At 72.9% G+C, this 17628-nt stretch carries 9 protein-coding genes, 1 tRNA gene and 6 pseudogenes; 1 reads left to right on the top strand and 15 read right to left on the bottom strand.

The window, feature by feature from the left end; genetic code table 11:
* Positions 1 to 65: 65 nt before the first annotated feature.
* From DEJ15_RS08115 to DEJ15_RS18170, 5 genes and pseudogenes are all read right to left on the bottom strand, one after another.
* A pseudogene (locus tag DEJ15_RS08115) lies at positions 66 to 627 on the bottom strand (MOSC domain-containing protein).
* Positions 628 to 711: 84 nt separating this feature from the next.
* A complete protein-coding gene (locus tag DEJ15_RS08110) occupies positions 712 to 885 on the bottom strand; it encodes a hypothetical protein (RefSeq protein ID WP_284176117.1) in 174 nt (57 codons plus the stop codon).
* A 126-nt stretch (positions 886 to 1011) separates the two neighbouring features.
* Positions 1012 to 1086, bottom strand: a tRNA-Pro gene (locus DEJ15_RS08105).
* Positions 1087 to 1224: 138 nt separating this feature from the next.
* Entirely contained in the window at positions 1225 to 1875 is a 651-nt protein-coding gene (locus tag DEJ15_RS08100; RefSeq protein ID WP_110823904.1) for a DUF2238 domain-containing protein, read from the bottom strand.
* 292 nt (positions 1876 to 2167) lie between these two features.
* A pseudogene (locus DEJ15_RS18170) lies at positions 2168 to 2647 on the bottom strand (exonuclease/endonuclease/phosphatase family protein); the annotation flags it as partial.
* Between the two features lie 1669 nt (positions 2648 to 4316).
* Here DEJ15_RS18170 and DEJ15_RS08090 point away from each other — a divergent pair.
* Positions 4317 to 6515: pseudogene (locus DEJ15_RS08090) on the top strand (RecQ family ATP-dependent DNA helicase).
* Positions 6516 to 6585: 70 nt separating this feature from the next.
* Here DEJ15_RS08090 and DEJ15_RS08085 read toward each other — a convergent pair.
* The 10 genes and pseudogenes from DEJ15_RS08085 to DEJ15_RS08040 form a co-directional block, all read right to left on the bottom strand.
* Positions 6586 to 7461, bottom strand: a complete 876-nt coding sequence (locus DEJ15_RS08085) for an oxidoreductase (RefSeq protein WP_110823901.1) — start codon at positions 7459 to 7461, stop codon at positions 6586 to 6588.
* A 78-nt stretch (positions 7462 to 7539) separates the two neighbouring features.
* Positions 7540 to 7959 carry a hypothetical protein gene (locus DEJ15_RS08080; RefSeq protein WP_284176115.1) on the bottom strand — a complete coding sequence of 140 codons (420 nt, stop codon included), beginning with the start codon at positions 7957 to 7959 and terminating at the stop codon, positions 7540 to 7542.
* Positions 7960 to 8269: 310 nt separating this feature from the next.
* On the bottom strand, positions 8270 to 8821 hold the full coding sequence (locus DEJ15_RS08075; RefSeq protein ID WP_146232767.1) for a hypothetical protein: 552 nt from the start codon (positions 8819 to 8821) through the stop codon (positions 8270 to 8272).
* A 177-nt stretch (positions 8822 to 8998) separates the two neighbouring features.
* Complete coding sequence (gene der, locus DEJ15_RS08070) at positions 8999 to 10519, bottom strand: ribosome biogenesis GTPase Der (protein ID WP_110823898.1); 1521 nt, start codon at positions 10517 to 10519, stop codon at positions 8999 to 9001.
* A gap of 72 nt (positions 10520 to 10591) precedes the next feature.
* Positions 10592 to 11287, bottom strand: a complete 696-nt coding sequence (cmk, locus tag DEJ15_RS08065; RefSeq protein WP_110824031.1) for a (d)CMP kinase — start codon at positions 11285 to 11287, stop codon at positions 10592 to 10594.
* 161 nt (positions 11288 to 11448) lie between these two features.
* A pseudogene (locus DEJ15_RS08060) lies at positions 11449 to 12550 on the bottom strand (prephenate dehydrogenase).
* A 134-nt stretch (positions 12551 to 12684) separates the two neighbouring features.
* Positions 12685 to 13438 (bottom strand): annotated as a pseudogene (locus tag DEJ15_RS08055) (pseudouridine synthase).
* Positions 13439 to 14858: 1420 nt separating this feature from the next.
* Positions 14859 to 15593: an SMC-Scp complex subunit ScpB gene (scpB, locus tag DEJ15_RS08050; RefSeq protein WP_110823895.1), complete on the bottom strand. Its 735-nt coding sequence runs from the start codon at positions 15591 to 15593 to the stop codon at positions 14859 to 14861.
* Positions 15583 to 16478, bottom strand: a pseudogene (locus tag DEJ15_RS08045) (segregation and condensation protein A). The gene scpB and the pseudogene DEJ15_RS08045 overlap by 11 nt, the downstream one beginning before the upstream one ends.
* On the bottom strand, positions 16462 to 17340 hold the full coding sequence (locus DEJ15_RS08040) for a ParA family protein (protein WP_110824029.1): 879 nt from the start codon (positions 17338 to 17340) through the stop codon (positions 16462 to 16464). The pseudogene DEJ15_RS08045 and the gene DEJ15_RS08040 overlap by 17 nt, the downstream one beginning before the upstream one ends.
* Between the last annotated feature and the right edge of the window lie 288 nt (positions 17341 to 17628).

Here is a 17628-nt window from a genome sequence, read left to right as displayed (position 1 = left end):
GTCCTCGGTGACGCGATCGACAGGACACGAACCAGCGACCCAGCGCCGGTCCCTGCGGGCCGCGGTCACACCGGGCCGAGCGGCTGGTGGTCGCCCGCCGGGTTCTCCACGCGGATGGGATCACCGGCCCGGACCGTTCCGCCCGAGACGACGACTGCCATGACGCCGCCTCTGCGTCGCACCGAGCCGTCTTCGGCGCGACCCAACACCTCGCGGAGGAGACCGGGCTCGAAGTCGTTGATCTGCTGGCACGGGTTCCGCAACCCGGTCACGCGGACGCAGGCGTCGGCTCCGAGGTGGAGCAGTGCACCGGTCGACAGTCCGAGGAGGTCGATCCCCCCGCGTCGTGATGTTCTCGCCCATCTCGCCCGGCGCGACCGCGAAGCCGACCTCAGCCACCTCGTCGAAGAGCTCGGCGTGGATCAGGTGCACTTGGCGCAGGTTCGGCTGCAGCGGGTCCCGAGCCACACGCGATCGGTGCTGCACCGTGCGTCCCGCATGTGCGTCACCCTCGACGCCCAGGCCCTCGACGAGCGTCACCTCGTCCACGACGGGTTTGCTGAAGTCGTGGCTGCTGTCCCTGCTCACCGCGACCACCCGTGCTCGGTCTCCGCGTTCCCCCGTCATGTGGTGATCCTGCCCCAGGCGTGCGAGCGACGGCAACACCGCGACCCGGGTGACGCGGAGGCCGGCCCCGCGATGGATGGTCGCCTACCGCGCGGACGAGAGGGCGACGGCGTCGTGCGACAAGGCGGCGAACTGTCGGCCGGGGTAGCGCAGTCCGGCGAAGTACATGTTCGTGTGGGCCACTATCTGCTCGCCGGTGATGGCCACTCCGTCGTGCTCGGCGTCTGTCGTCGTGTGGGCGTCGGCGACCAGCGTCACGTCGTACCTCCCGCCGTGGCGGAAGTGCCACCCGGACGCGGCCGAGTTCGCACCCGTCACCGAACGAGAATCGCGTCAGGAGAACGAAGAAGCCCCGACGGAACTCGGTTCCGTCGGGGCTGTCGGTCGGGCTGACAGGATTTGAACCTGCGACCCCTTGACCCCCCAGTCAAGTGCGCTACCAAGCTGCGCCACAGCCCGTGAGTCCGTACGGACCCAGACCCCGTGTCCACGAAGGACACTGCAGGCCCTGCTCCCCACCCGACCGAGCGCGGAGCAGCCCAACCAGCATAGCGGAAGCGCGAGCCCCACCGCGCCACGGCCCGCAGCCCGCGCGCGTCAACCCTGCGTGTGCAGCGCCGACGTGCCCTCGCGGCGAGCGCCGACACCCTGGGCAGCGTGACCAGGTCGGACGACCCGCCGCTCCCGCGACAACCACGGCAGTGCGAACCCGGCGAGCAACGCGCCGGCCCCGTCCGCGGCCAGGTCGCCGATGGTGTCGTCGTAGCCGACGACGATCGTGTCGTCGACGAAGTTGTGCCCGAGCCACTCGCCGATCTCCCACACGGAGCCGATCGCCATCCCCGCGGCGAGCGCCACGAGGGCGGAGAGCAGCACCCCGGCACGCGGGGCCGAGGCGATGACCCCGACGTCCGAGGCGATGACGTAGAGCAGCCCGGCGAGCAGGCCGACCAGGATGACGTGCACGACCTTGTCCCACAGGAACACGGTCGTGTACCAGTCGAGCATGCTGCTCCATGCGGCGACCAGGCTCAGCAGGACCACCGCTGCGTCGAACGTCGGGCGGAGTCCGAGCATGCGCGGGACGACGGCGCCGAGGAGTGCGAGCGCCATCACGGCGAACGCCACCGCGCCCCATCCCACGGCGGCGACGGGCACGCTGACGAGCGTCACGATCCGGAGCACGTCGGCGGCCCAGACGGCGCCGTGCGGTCGGCGGAGGAACGTCAGCCCGAGGGTGGCGATCACGCGCTCGCTCCGAACGACAGGACGGCGTGCACGGCGAGGTGGTCCGAGGGCCACACTCCCCCCGGGCCGCCTGGTGGACACGGCGACGCGGGACACGACGGCCGTCTCGGTCGCGAGCACGCCGTCGATGCGTGGCCGGTCGGCGCGGGGCTCCCGGTACGCGGCGTACGTCCCGACCTCCGGCGTTTCCGGACGGGAGGCCCGCCCCCCAGGTGTCGGGGACACTTGCGTCCGCCAGCGCACGCCACGGCGCGGATCCTGCCGCACTGTTGAAGTCGGCCATCACGACGGCCGGCAGCGCGGACTCGGCCACGATCCTGCCGAGGAGTTGCGCAGACCGGAGCCGCGCCCACGGCGAGACGACGTCGAGGTGCGTCGCCAGGGCGAGGAAGCGTCCGCCGGTGGCGTGGTCGTCGAGGACCACGCCGACCGCGTGGCGGGGGAAGGCGGTGGCCCAGGCGCGGCTGCCGGGGCGGAGCGGTCGGCGGGAGAGCGCCCACGAGCGGCGTTCGACGACGGTGCAGCGCTCGGTGTCGACGAGGACCCCGACGGCCTCGCCGTCGCCGTGGCGGTCCCGCCCGAGGAGGACGGCTTCCCACCGTTCGCCGATGCCGGTGGCGAGGTCGACCGCCTGCGGGCGCAGGGCCTCCTGGACGGCGAGCACGGTCGGCTGCTCGGAGGCGACGAGCGCGACGACGGCGTCCCGTCGGTGCTCCCACGCGTCCGGGTGCCCGGCAGGGCGAGGCACCTGGCGGCGAAGGTTGAGGGTCATGCAGTGCAGATCGGGAGGCGACACCGGCCCGATGGTCGGTCGGTCGTCGGCCTGTCGGAGCATGCTCCCGTTCTACCGACCGGACTGACCCGGTTCCCAGGCTGGCCGTCGTCCGGCTCCTATGGTGGCTCGATGCGTTCCCGACCCGTTCGTCCTCTGCTCGCGCTCGCGGTGACCGGCCTCGTCCTCGGTGTCACCGCCTGTTCCGGTGCCGCGCCGGACCCGCGGCCGACCCTGGCCCGTGCGGCGTCCGACGCTGTCACGGTCGTCGCGCAGGACTCCGCCGCCGAGCGGTCGGTCCGGACGAGTCGGGGGTTGTTCCGGTCGGCTCCCGGTGCGGTCGTGGCGCCGGCGGACGACGCCGACGCGGTGCGGCGGGCGGCGAGCGCCGCGGTGCGCGCGCACGTCCCCGCGCTCCTCGTGGGCGCGGGACCGGAGGCGGTCGACGCCGAGCTCGAGCGGCTCGACGCGTCCTGGTACCAGGCGGTCGGCAGGGTCTCGCTCGACACGGACGTCGCCGAGCGGGACGCGCCGGAAGGAGGCCAGCGGGCGGAGGCGGAGCGGGCCTCCCGGCAGACGGTGCTCGTGGCGGACCGGTCCTCGGACGCCGCGGCCGTGGCGACCGCGCGGGCTGCCGGTGCCCAGCTGGTGGAGATGCCCTCGGGCGTGTCGGACCCTGCCGCGTCGGGCGACGTCGTGCGCGCGCTGCACGCTGCGGAGGGTCGGCCGACGCTGCTGCTCGGCGCCGCCTTCGCGGACCTCCGCGACCCCGAGTGGGTCGTCCGGGCGGCGCAGACCGGGTACCGGATCGGCGACGGCGGCCAGCGGCCCTTCGACGGACACCGGTACACGGCCCTGTACGGCGCTCCGGGCGCGCCCGTGCTCGGGGTGCTCGGCGAACAGGACCCGGCGGCGAGCGTGCGGCGGGCCAAGGCCCTCGCGCGGGAGTACCGCGGGATCTCCGACGTGCCCGTGACGCCCGCGTTCGAAGTGATCGCGACCGTCGCCGCCGGCGAGGCCGGAGCGGACGGCGACTACTCACGCGAGCTGCCCGTGTCCACCCTCGAGCCGTACGTCGACGCGGCCCACGAGGCCGGCATGCCGACGATCATCGACCTGCAGCCCGGGCGGAGCGACTTCCTCTCCCAGGCGCAACGGTACGAGTCGCTGCTGCGGCGGCCGGACGTGTGGTTGGCGCTCGACCCGGAGTGGCGACTCGGGCCCGACCAGGTCCCGCTCGAGCAGATCGGCTCGGTCGGTGCGCGGGAGGTGGACGAGGTGTCGGCGTGGCTCGCGGAGCTCGTCCGCCGGCAGGGGCTGCCGCCGAAGGCACTCGTGTTGCACCAGTTCCGGTCGTCGATGATCGCCGACCGCGGCTCGCTCACCTCGCACCCGGAGCTCGACCTGCTCGTGCACGTCGACGGGCAGGGCGCGCAGCCGGACAAGCAGGCGACTTGGAAGGCGCTGCACGAGGGCGGTCCGGAGGGGCTGCACTGGGGGGTGGAAGAACTTCCACGACGAGGACTCGCCGATGCTGACGCCGGAGCAGACGATGGCCGAGGTGGAGCCGACCCCGTCGCTGGTCACCTACCAGTGAGTGGTCGCGGGTCCTCCACAGCCTTGTGGCTCGTGGCCGGGTTCGTCGGTCGGTCCTGACAGCATGGGGGGCATGCGTTCACCTGCTGCCTCCTCCGTCCCGCCTGCTGCGGGGGTCGCGTCGTCGGCCGGCCCGGCACCGTCGGCCGGTCCGGCACCGTCCGCTGCGATCGCCGCCGAGGCGCAGGAGGCCCTGCAGGCCCTGACCGGTCGGGTCGACGCCGTCTTCCACCCGGGGCAACTCGAGGCGATCTCCGCGCTCGTCGAGCACCGGCAGCGCGCCCTCGTCGTGCAGCGCACCGGGTGGGGCAAGTCGGCCGTCTACTTCCTCGCCACCCTGTTGCTCCGGCGCCGGGGCGGCGGGCCGACCGTGCTCGTGTCGCCGCTGCTCGCGCTCATGCGGGACCAGGTCGCAGCGGCCGCGCGGGCCGGGGTGCGAGCGGTGTCCATCAACTCGGCGAACGCGCACGAGTGGACCGAGACGCAGGCCGCCCTCGCCCGTGACGAGGTCGACGTGCTCCTCGTCTCCCCCCGAGCGGCTCAACAACCCGAAGTTCCGCGACGAACAGCTGCCGGCGCTCATCGGGCGGATGGGGATGCTCGTCGTCGACGAAGCGCACTGCATCTCCGACTGGGGGGCACGACTTCCGACCCGACTACCGGCGCCTGGCCGAGCTGATCCGCTCCCTGCCGCACGGTGTCCCGGTGCTCGCGACGACGGCGACCGCGAACGAGCGCGTCGTCGAGGACGTCGCCGAGCAGCTCACCGCCGGCCCCGAGGACCCGGTGTTCACCATCCGTGGGTCGCTCGCCCGGGCCTCGCTGCGGCTCGGCGTGCTCACACTGCCCGACGCCCGCGCCCGGCTCGGCTGGTTGCTCGCGCACCTCGGCGACCTGCCCGGCAGCGGCATCATCTACACGCTCACGGTCTCGGCGGCCGAGGACATCGCCCGCCTGCTGCGCGAGTCCGGGTACGCCGTCCGCGCGTACACCGGCCGGACCGACAACGAGGAACGCGAACAGCTCGAAGGGCAGTTGAAGGGCAACGAGCTGAAGGCCCTGGTCGCGACGAGTGCGCTCGGCATGGGGTTCGACAAGCCCGACCTCGGTTTCGTCGTGCACATCGGCGCGCCGTCCTCGCCGGTCGCCTACTACCAGCAGATCGGTCGTGCGGGCCGCGCGACGGACAACGCCGACGTGCTGCTGCTGCCCGGACGCGAGGACCAGGAGATCTGGCAGTACTTCGCGAGCGCGTCCATGCCGACCGAGTCGCGCGCCTCGGCCGTGCTCGGTGCACTCTCCCCCCGACAGCGCCATGTCGACCGTCGCACTCGAAGGGCTCGTCGACATCAAGCGGTCGACGCTCGAACTCCTGCTCAAGGTGCTCGACGTCGACGGCGCCGTCCGTCGTGTCGGCGGCGGCTGGGTCACGACCGGCCGCCCGTGGGAGTACGACGCCGCCCGCTACGAGCGCGTCGCCGCTGCCCGTGCCGCCGAGGCCGGGTCGATGCTGGCGTACGAGTCGACCAGCGCGTGCCGGATGCAGCTGCTCCAGCAGGACCTCGACGACCCAACGGCCGAGCCGTGCGGCCGGTGCGACAACTGCGCCGGCGCCTGGTACCCGACGGACGTCTCCGACGCGGACCGCTCCGGTGCCGCCACCGCGCTCGACCAGGTCGGCGTCGAGATCGCCCCGCGTGCGCAGTGGCCCTCGGGCATGGCGTCCCTCGGGGTCGCGGTGAAGGGCAAGATCCCGGCCGGGGAACTCGTGGCCCCGGGCCGGGCGGTCGCGCGACTCACCGACCTCGGGTGGGGCGGGCCGCTCCGGGCGCTGTTCGCGACCGGCACCCCGGACGGCCCGGTGTCCCGCGAACTCGTCGAGGGCTGCGTCCGAGCGCTGAAGGACTGGCCGTGGGAGGTCCGACCGACCGGCGTGGTGGCGCTGTCCTCGCGCTCCCGCCCGCAGCTCGTCGGCTCGCTCGCGCAGGCCCTGTCCTCGATCGGGCGACTGCAGCACCTCGGCACCCTGGACCGCGACGGCGGCGTCCCGCGCGGCGACGGCGCGACGAACAGCGCCTACCGGTTGTCCGGCGTCTGGGACACCTTCGTCGTCGGCCCGGAGCTGGCCGCCGCACTGCAGGCAGACGAGGGGCCGGTGCTGCTCGTGGACGACCTGGTCGACAGCCGGTGGACGATGACGGTCGCGGGTCGCGAACTCCGCCGGGCCGGAGCGTCCGCCGTGCTGCCGTTCGCGCTCGCCACCGTCGCCTGACCGACCGCCACTGACGAACGGCCGGGAGGGGCGTGGCGGGGTCGTCACGCGCCTCCCGTCCGTCCGGCCGCTACGCGACCGTCCCGATCGCGTCGAGTTCCGCCACGGCGTCGTCCGGCAGCACGAACCCGGCGGACGCGACGTTGTCCCGGAGGTGCGCGACCGACGAGGTCCCCGGGATGAGCAGCATGTTCGGCGACCGCTGGAGCAGCCATGCCAGGGCGACCGTGAGCCGCGACACCTCCAGGCGCGCCGCGACCCGGTCGAGTGCCCCGGACTGGATCGGCGAGAACCCACCGAGCGGGAAGTACGGCACGTACGCGATGCCCTGCGACGCGGTGAGGTCGACGAGGGCGTCGTCCTGTCGGCGGGCCACGTTGTACATGTTCTGCACGCAGACGATCGGCACGTAGCTCTGCGCCTCCGCGAGCTGCTCCGCGCTGACGGTCGACAGACCGATGTGCCGGACGAGCCCCTCCTCCTGCAGGCGGGCGAGTGCCTCGACCTGCGGGGCGATCGAACCCGGCTCCGGGGCGTCGAACCCGCCCATGCGGATGTTCACGACGTCGAGCCGGTCGAGTCCGAGGGTGCGGAGGTTCTCGTGCACCTGCGCGACGAGGTCGTCGGGCTCTCGGGTCGGCACCCAGTTGCCCTTCGCGTCTCGGACCGACCCGACCTTCGTCACGATGTGGACGTCCTCCGGGTACGGCGCGAGTGCTTCGCGGATGAGCTCGTTCGTGACGTGCGGGCCGTAGAACTCGGCGGTGTCGATGTGCGTGATGCCGAGGTCGACGACGGTCCGGAGCACCCGGACGGCCTCGTCGTGGTCGGCAGGCGGTCCGAACACGTGCGGCCCAGCCAGCTGCATGGCGCCGTACCCGACGCGTGTCAGGTCGAGGTCGTCAGCGATGCGGTAAGTGCCGCCGGGGAGGGAGGTGGTGGTCATACGACCCACGATGCTCCTCGTGGTCCGGGCGACGCGCATCCTCGGTGGTCCTGGGGTACGCGGTCGGGTCCGCCCCGGCTACCGTGCGTCGCGGCGGGCCGGCTTCGGGAAGGTGCGCCGCATGTGGTCGCTCGTCAGCACGTCCCCGATCCCGACCATGAGGACCGAGAAGACGATCTGCTCGATGACCATCCAGAACGGGTACAACCCGGGGATCGCCGCGATCACCAGCGTCACGATCGGGAAGACCCGGCTGAACAGCCGCAGCCGCTGGTACGCCCAGTAGTACCCGAGCTGCGCCCGCCACGCGAACACGTACAGCGTCAGGGTGATGAGCAGCACGACCGTCGCGCGGAACCAGACCGCCCACGGGACGTCCTGGCCGGCCCGGGTCAGGAGCACGGCGACGAGGACCGCGGTCAGTCCGACGACGGTCTCGGCGACGAGCAGCCAGCGGATCCAGCGGAACGACCGGACGATGTCCGGGTGGGCGAGCATGTCCTCCCGGATGACGTAGCCGCCCTGCCGTCCGCCTGCGAGGCGGTCGAGCCGCAGTCGCGTCCACGCGCGGTCCGCTCGCGCGGAGAGGGCGGGCGGGGGGCGGCGTCACCGTCCCATGGTGCCCCATCCGGCTACGTCGCGGGGCAACCGGATCCGTGACGGGGCCAGCGGATCTGCGGCGGGGCCAGCGTGTTCGCGGCGGGGCCACGGGAGGGGGTCCGCGACGCGGCCACCAATCCTCCTTCGGACGAGCGGTCGGGCGCTGCCACCGATCCCGCGCGCACCACAGCGCGCACGGCTGCCCCGGTCAGGAGACGGGCAGCAATTCCGCTCCGCCGAGCACGGCACCGGTGCCGGCGTCGACGAGCAGGACGGAGTGCACCACCGACGGCAGGTCCTGCGGGTCGACGATGACCAGCACGGGGTGTTCGCCGTCCGGCGTGAACGAGCCGAAGTCGGCCGGAACGTCGTCACCGGTCCACCGTGCTCGGTCGGTCCCCACGACGTCACCCGAGGACAGCTGGACCCGCACGGCACCGACGTGCGACCCGGTCGCCCCGGACCCCGCATCGACCCGGACACCGGTGAGGGTGATCTGGACGACCTGTTCCCCGACGACCTCGAGGCGGACGGTGCCCCGGACGTCACCTCGGATCGGAACGAGGTCGCCCGCGATCGGCAGAGCCCGTCGCCACCAGGGAGCCGACGCCTGCCCGTCGTCGACGGGCAGTCCGGTCGCGGCGTCGACCACGGTCGTGTCACCGCTGGGAGCAGCACCGGCGCCCGCGCCAGCGCCGGACGGGACGACCGTCGCGTCGGACGTCGGCTCGTCCGGGATGAAGCCGTGGCCGATGGCCATCCGGGGTCCGTCCGTGCTCGGGGACGGCGACGGCGTGGACGCCGACGTCCGGTCATCCGGAGCGGACCGCAGCGCGACCGCGCCGACGCCGACCGCGACGAGCAGGACCAGCCCCGCCACGAGGGGCGACCGACGCGGTGACGTCGATCGCTCCCCTCGCGGCGCGGCCATGACCGGTCAGCGCTTCCGGCGCTCGCGGACGCGCATGTTGACGATGATCGGGGTGCCGTCGAAGCCCCAGACCTCGCGGAGGCGCCGTGTGATGAACCGGCGGTACTGCGGGTCGAGGAACGCCGACGTGAACAGCACGAAGGTCGGCGGCTGGGTCGACGCCTGCGTGGCGAACAGGATGCGCGGCTGCTTGCCACCGCGGACCGGGTGCGGGTGCTCCTGGACGAGTTCGGCGACGAAGGCGTTGACCTTGCCGGTCGGGATGCGGGTGTCCCACGACTCGAGTGCGGTCTCGAGCGCCGGCACGAGCTTCTCGAGGTGGCGTCCGGTGCGGGCGGAGATGTTCACTCGCGGAGCCCAGGTGACGTGCGCCAGGTCCTGCTCGATCTCACGCTCCAGGTAACGGCGGCGCTCGTCGTCGAGCAGGTCCCACTTGTTGTAGGCCAGGACGAGTGCGCGCCCGGACTCGAGCACGAGGTCGATGATGCGGAGGTCCTGCACCGACACCGGTTCGGTCACGTCGAGGACGACGACGGCGACCTCGGCCTTCTCGAGGGCGGCGGTCGTGCGGAGCGAGGCGTAGAAGTCGGCACCCTGCTGCATGTGCACGCGCTTCCGGATGCCGGCGGTGTCGACGAAGCGCCAGGTCTTGCCACCGAGTTCGACCTGCTCGTCCACCGGGTCACGGGTCGTCCCCGCGAGCTCGTTGACGACCACGCGCTCCTCGCCGGCGGCCTTGTTGAGCAGCGAGCTCTTGCCGACGTTCGGGCGGCCGAGGATCGCCACGCGACGCGGGCCACCGATCTCCTGCTTCGCGACCGCGGACACGTCGGGCAGCGTCGCGATGATGAGGTCGAGGAGGTCCGCGACACCGCGACCGTGCAGGGCCGAGACCGGGTGCGGCTCGCCGAGGCCGAGGTTCCACAGCGCGTGGGCCTCGAGGTCGCGGCGCTCGTCGTCGGACTTGTTCGCGACGACGATGACCGGACGGTCGGTGCCGCGCAGCATCTTCACGACGTGCTCGTCGGTCGCGGTGATGCCGACCGTGACGTCCACGACGAAGAGCACCGCGTCGGCGAGGTCGATCGCGACCTCGGCCTGGGCGGCGACGGAGGCGTTGATGCCCTTCGCGTCGGGCTCCCACCCGCCGGTGTCGACGATGGTGAACCGCTTGTCGTTCCACTCGGCCTTGTAGCTGACGCGGTCACGCGTGACACCCGGGGTGTCCTGCACGACGGCTTCACGCCGCCCGAGGATGCGGTTCACGAGCTGCGACTTGCCGACGTTCGGACGCCCGACGATCGCGAGCACCGGCAGCGCCGGCAGGTACGCGACGCCGTCGACGCCGAGCTTGCCGGCTTCGAGGAGCGCGATGTCCTCCTCGTCGAGGTCGTAGTCCTCGAGCCCGGCACGGAGCGCGCTCGCACGCTGGTCCGCTTCGGCCTCGTCGATGTCGGCGAGCCGCTCGCCGAGGGAGTCGTCGTACTCGGGGAAGTCGTCGTCGCTTCGGTCGTCCAGCTGCGCCATGGTGGTTTCCTTGCCGGCGGCCGGTCGGCCGCGTGTTCGTGGTTCACGTGCGGCCGTGTGGCCGCCTCGTCGTCAGTTCGTGGCCGAGCGGGCCAGGTCGACCACCGCCTGCACGGTCTGGTCGAAGTCGAGGTCGGTGGAGTCGAGGGTGGTGACGCCGTCGGCGGCGTTCATGAAGTCGACGACCTTCGCATCGGCAGCGTCCCGACGGGCGAGGGCGGCCGAGGTCTCTTCGGCCGACTGGGTCGTGACCTCTGCCGACCGACGTGCCATCCTAACGGATTCGTCGGCGGTCAACAGGATCCGGACTTCGGCGTCCGGTGCGACGACCGTCGTGATGTCACGGCCCTCGGTGATGATGCCCTGTCCGTCCGCCTTCCGCATGACCTGCCGGAAGAGCGCGACGAGCTTCGCGCGCACGTCGGGCAGCTTCGCGATGTGCGCGACCGCCGCCGTGACCTCGGGCGTCCGGATGGCGTCCGTGACGTCGACACCGCCGACGCGCACGAAGTAGTGGTCGGGGTCGGTGCCGATCTCGTAGTCGAATTGGTCCCAGCTGGCCAGGACCGCCGCCGGGTCGTCGAGGTCGACGCCGAGCTGCAGGGCGTGCCAGGCGAGTGCACGGTAGGCGGCGCCGGTGTCCTGGTACCCGAAGCCGAGCACGCGGGCAGCGGCGCGGGACACGCTCGACTTGCCGCTGCCGGCGGGACCGTCCACGGCGATGACGAACTTCGCGACGAACGCGCCGGCGGGCAGCCCTGCGGGCATCGGGTCACGCGTGGAGCCGAGTTCACCGGCGCCCTGGCCGTCCGGACCACCGGTGACGTCGCCGCCGAGGGGTCCGGGCTGGTCGACAGGGGTCGGCAGTCCGGCGTCGGGGCCGTCCGGGCCCCCGGTCACACCGGACTCGAGTGCGGTGTCGTGCTCGTTCAGGCCCATGCTGCTGCGATCCTCCATCCGCGACCCTCGAGTTCCTCGACGAGTCGCTGTTCGTGCTCGGGGACGACCGACACCTCGACGATGCCGATCTGCGCCCGTGGCGAGTGCTCGAGGTGCAGGTCCTCGAGGTTGATGCCGAGCTCCCCGATGGTGGTGAGGAGCGCGGCGAACTGTCCGGGACGGTCGTCGATGAGGACGACGACACGGGCGAACCGGGCGGTGGAGCCGTGCTTGCCGGGCAACCGCTCGACACCCCGGTTGCCGGACGCGATGGTCTCGGCCAGGCTGCGGGGCGACCCGGGGGGCCGCGGGGTCGGTGAGCGCGTCGATCACCCGGTCGAGCTCGTCCCGCAGGTCGGTCAGCACCGGTCGGATGTGTGCGGCGTTCGCGCCGATGATCTGCACCCACAGACCCGGGTCGCTCGCGGCGATGCGCGTGACGTCGCGCACCCCGCCGCCGGCGAGCCCGAGGGCCTCGCCCGGAGCGTCCCGGAGTCGGGAGGCCATGAGCGTCGACACCAGTTGCGGGACGTGGGAGACGACGGCGACCGCCTGGTCGTGGGCTGCGGGGTCCATCGGGACGACGGTCGCGCCGAGGTCGAGCGCCAGGTGCTCCACCGGGGCAGCTCGCTGGTGGGTGATGTCGTCGTGTCCGGCGATCACCCACGGACGGCCGATGAACAGGTCGGCCCGAGCGGCGGTCGGCCCGCTGCGTTCGCGGCCGGCCATCGGGTGCGAGCCGATGTAGCGCGAGACGTCGGCACCGACGGCACGGAGTCGTTCGAGTGGCCCGGACTTCACGCTCGCGACGTCGGTCACGACGGCGTCCGGGAAGGCGGCGAGTTCGCGTTCCACGACGCTGGCCGTGACGTCCGGCGGCACCGCGACGACGACGAGCTCCGGCGCGTCACCCGGTGCAGGACGGCGTCCGGCGCCGTAGTCCACGGCGAGCGCCAACGCGGCCGGGGACACGTCGTCCAGGATGACGTCCACTCCCTTGTCCCGCAGGGCGAGGCCGATCGACGCGCCCAGCAGGCCGGTCCCGACGATCCGCACCGGCCCGCGGAGTCGCCGGTCGATCCCCGACGACACTCGGTCGTCGGGGAGGGCGGGCGGAGTGGCTTCGGTCACGCCGCAAGCCTAGCGAGCGGTGCGGCCCGGGAACGGGACGGCGCCGGGCCTGTGGGGAACTCCCCCCACCTGCGCCGGCGCCGTCCGTGAGCCGGTCAGTCCGTGCTTTCCGCCTCGTCGTCACCCGTGCGGGTCCCCGCGGTCCGCGCGATGCCGAGCAGCTTGCCGAGCTCGACGGTGGTGAGTTCCCGCACCTGGCCCGGCGCGAGGCTGCCGAGCTGGAGCGGTCCGAAGGACCGTCGGACGAGTTCGAGGACCGGGTGCCCGATCGCCTCGAGCATCCGCCGGACGATGCGGTTGCGGCCGGAGTGCAGGGTGATCTCGACCAGGGACTCCCCCGCGCGACGACTCGAGCAGGCGCGCCTTGTCGGCGGCGATCGGTCCGTCCTCCAGGTCGATGCCGTCGAGCAGCAGCTGCAGCGTGGAGGGCGTCATCGTGCCGTCGACCTTCGCGACGTAGGTCTTCGTCACGCCGAACGACGGGTGGGCCAGCACGTGCGCGAGTGCTCCGTCGTTCGTCAGGATGATCAGGCCGGCCGTGTCGTAGTCGAGGCGGCCGACGTTGAACAGGCGCTCCTCGAACCGGTCGACGAACTGGGACAGGTCCGGGCGGTCGTGCTCGTCCTGCATGCTCGAGACCACGCCGGTCGGCTTGTTGAGGACGACGTACCGCCGCGAGGTGTCGGTCTGCACCGGCACACCGTCGACGGCGACCTCGTCGGTGTCCGGGTCGACGCGGCGACCGAGCATGTCCGCCACCTCGCCGTTCACCGTCACGCGCCCTTCGGCGATGAGGTTCTCCGCGACACGACGGCTGGCGACGCCGGCAGCGGCGATCACCTTCTGCAGACGCTCACCGCCCTCCTGGAGGTCCGGCTCGCCTCCGTCGGTCGTCGTCCCGTCCGCCGGGTCCCAGTCCGGGATGATCGGGCGTTCGGGTGTGCCCTCGGCGGGACGACCCTCGTCGTCGCGTTCCCCGGCGGGCAGGGGCGTCGTGCGCTTGCGTGCGGGGTCGTTGCGCGGGCTGGTCGTGCCACCGACGTAGCGGCGGCCGTTGTGCCAGACGCTGCTCGGGGCGCCGTCCGGGCTCCGGCGGTCGTCGCGGCGCGCGTCGCCGCCACGCTCGGCACCCCGGTCGTCCGACCGACGGGTGGCCCCGCGGTCGTCACGGCCGCGGTACCCACCGCGCTGGTCATCGCGGCCGCCGCCGCGGAAGTCACGTCCCTGGTGTCCGCCACGCTCCGCGCCACGGTCGTCGCGCGGCCGGTCACCACCGCGGTACCCACCGCGCTGGTCGTCACGGGCGCCAGCGCCGGGCCGACGGTCGGAGTCGTCGCGGCGCACGAATCGGCCGCCGTCATCGTCCCGACTCACGAAGCCGCCACGGTCGTCCGAGCGACGGTCGGAGCTGCGCGCGTCACGGTCCGGACGTCCGCGGAAGCCACCGGAAGACCGGTCGTCACCGCCGCGGTACCCGCCGGAACGGTCGTCACGCCCTCGGAAGCCACCGGAGGACCGGTCGTCACCGCCGCGGTACCCACCGGTCGGACGGTCGCCGCCCCGGTCGTCCCGCCCGCGGTACCCACCGGTCGGACGGTCGCCGCCTCGGTCGTCCCGCCCGCGGTACCCACCGGTCGGACGGTCGCCGCCACGGTCGTCCCGCCCACGGAACCCACCGGCCGAGCGGTCGCCGCCCCGGTCGTCGCGCCCGCGGTACCCACCGCGGTCCGAGGAGCCGCGGTCATCCCGCCCGCGGAACCCACCGGCCCCGCGGTCGCCGCCACGGTCGTCCCGCCCACGGTACCCACCGGCCCCGCGGTCGTCGCTCCCGCGGTACCCGCCCCGGTCGCCGGCACCACGCTCGTCGCGACCGCGGTACCCACCGCGGTCCGAGGAGCCGCGGTCGTCGCGCCCGCGGTACCCGCCCGTCGAGCGGTCCCCACCGGCACGGTCGTCGCGCCCGCGGTACCCACCGGCACCCCGGTCGTCGCCGCCGCGGTACCCACCACGGTCGCCACCAGCACGGTCGTCGCGCCCGCGGTAGCCACCGCGGTCACCGGCACCCGCACCACGGTCGTCGCGCCCGCGGTAGCCACCGCGGTCACCCGCACCCGCACCACGGTCGTCCCGCCCGCGGTACCCGCCGGAACCGGCCCCGTCGCGTCCGCGGGGTGCGTCGTCACGGCGGCCCGCGCCTCCCGGCCGGCCACCGCCAGCGCGTCCGGGGCCGCCGCGGCGGTCGTCGTCTCGTCGTGGTCTGTCGTTCTGGTCAAACCCGGCCATCGGGGATCCCTTCGGTCTGCCCGAAGCCGTCCGCGCCGTCCTCCAGGAGGGGCGAGATGAGCGGAAGCTCGTCGAGCGAGTTGATGCCGAGCTGCTGGAGCAGCAACTCGGAGGTGACGTAGTTGATGGCGCCGGTCTCGGAGTCGGTGAACGACTCCTCGATGAGGCCGCGCGCGACGAGGGTCCGGACCACGCCGTCGACGTTGACGGCCCGGATCGCGGCGATCTGGGAACGGGTGATCGGCTGCTTGTAGGCGACCACGGCCAGGGTCTCGAGGGCTGCCTGGGACAGCCGTGCCGGACGCTCGGCCTCGACGAACTGCTCGACGACGGCGTCGAGTTCCGAGCGGACGTAGAAGCGCCAGCCGCCGCCGACCTCGCGGAGCTCGAACCCGCGGCGGACCGTGCCGTCGACGCCGTCGAAGTCGGCCACCAGGCGGTCGACCGCCTGCCGGACGACGGCCACCGGTTCCCCGACGGCGGCGGCGAGTGCCACGAGCGACTGCGGCTGGTCCGCGATCATCAGGATCGCTTCGAGTTGACGGTCGACCGACGCCTCGACGGGAGGCGCGGCGTGAGCGGGCGCGTCGGCTCGTGCCGCTGCGGCAGCACGGAGCTCGGCTTCCAGGGCTCGGGCATCCTCGATCTCGTCCGAGCCACCCGGCTCGGCGGACCCACCGGCGCGGGCGCGAGCACCGCGAGCGTGCACGTCATCCGTCATAGTCGGCTCCCAGGTTCGCGAGGCTCTCGTCCGTCCAGTCGAGCGCGGTCCACCGGAGGATCAGTTCCCCGAGTGGTTCGAGTTGCTCGAACGAGATGGAGGCGTTCCGGTACAACTCCAGGATCGCGAGGAAACGAGCCACCACGATACCCGCCTGGTCGACGCCCGCGATCACCTCACGGAACGTCACGTCCGGCGACCCCTCGTCGGCGCGGGTGCGCAGGAGGGACACGACGATGGCGGCCTGCTCCCGGATGCTCACGGCGGGGGGCGTGCAGGTGGTCGAGCCCGACGGTCGGGATCTCCCGCGGGGCGAACGCCAGTGCCGCCAGCGCCGCGAAGTCCTGCACGGAGAGCGTCCACACCAGCTCCGGGGTCCGGGCGCGGAACCGTTCCTCGAGCCGGACGCTCCGGACGTGCCGTCGGGACTCGGTCGCCCAGCGGTCGCCAAACCAGTCCGCGGCCTGCTTGAACGCCCGGTACTGCAGCAGCCGTGCGAAGAGCAGGTCGCGGGCCTCGAGGAGTGCCACGTCCTCGGCGTCCACGAGTTCGCCCTGCGGCAGCAGTCCGACGATCTTCAGGTCGAGGAGCGTCGCCGCGACGACGAGGAACTCACTCGCCTCGTCGAGTTCGTCGCTCGACTCGGCCTGTCGCACGTACGCGATGAACTCCCCCCGTGACCGCGCTGAGGGCGACCTCGGTGATGTCGAGCTCGTGCTTCGTGATGAGCGAGAGCAGCAGGTCGAACGGTCCGTCGAAGTTGCTGAGACGCACCCGGAACCCGGGTGCCGTCGTGGTGCCGACCGGCGCGTCGCGCTCGTCGTCGACGGGTCCGGGCGCGCCGGACGGGAGGCTCGTGGCCGATTCCTCAGGCGACGGCGCCACGCTGGACGAGCTCTCGTGCCAGCGACCGGTAGGCGTGCGCCGCGGCGTGGTCCGGAGCCGTCTGCGTGATCGGACGCGCGGAGACAGTGGCGTCGGGGAACTTGATCGTGCGGCCGATGACCGTGTCGAGGACCCGGTCACCGAAGGTCTCGACGACCCGCTCCATGACCTCCCGCGAGTGCAGCGTCCGTGCGTCGTACATGGTCGGGAGGATGCCGTCGAGCGTCAGGGCCGGGTTGAGCCGGTCGCGCACCTTGTCGATGGTCTCGATGAGCAGCGCGACACCGCGGAGGGCGAAGAACTCGCACTCGAGCGGGATGAGCACACCGTGCGCGGCCGTCAGGGCGTTCACGGTCAGGAGGCCGAGCGAGGGCTGGCAGTCGATGAGGATGACGTCGTAGTCGTTCGACACCTTCCGCAGCACGCTCGCGAGGATCTGCTCCCGGGCGACCTCGTTGACCAGGTGCACCTCAGCCGCAGACAGGTCGATGTTCGCCGGGATGACGTCGAGCAACGGCACGTTCGTCGGCTGGATGACCTGGTTCGGGTCCTTCACGGCGCCCATGAGCAGGTCGTAGACGGTGGGGATGTCGTGCGTCCGGACGCCGAGGCCGGCGGAGAGGGCACCCTGCGGGTCGAAGTCGACCGCCAGGACCTTCCGCCCGTACTCGGCCAGCGCGGCACCGAGGTTGATGGCGGTGGTGGTCTTGCCGACCCCGCCCTTCTGGTTGCACAGGGAGATGATGCGCGCCGGACCGTGGCCGTCCAGCTCGTCCGGCACGGGGAACGCCCGCACGGGCCGACCGGTCGGACCCGTGACGATGTCGCCGGTACCGGAGGCTGTCGTCGGGATGCTGCTCACCCGGCCATCGTACCGGCGCACCCGCGGCTCACCGGGCCGCACCGCCGAGCGGGTGGACCCGCGGGTCGGACCGGACACGGGCCTCCCGGTCGTCGGAGGGCCGTGATCAGGCGGCGCGGAGGGCGACGCGCATGCTGTCGACGCGTTCCGCGATCACCGGATCGGTGGCCCACCGCTGCTGCAGGCGCCCGACCAGTTCCGTCACCTGCTCGCGGTCGAGCCCGGCGATGAGTCGCAGGCCGACCGTGAGCTCGGGCCCGGCGAACCGGGAGAGCGGGTCCCCCCGGT

Origin of the sequence: Curtobacterium sp. MCJR17_043 (genome assembly GCF_003224315.2) — a bacterium.
GTDB lineage: Bacteria > Actinomycetota > Actinomycetes > Actinomycetales > Microbacteriaceae > Curtobacterium.
This window is presented reverse-complemented; position numbering and strand designations above follow the sequence as displayed.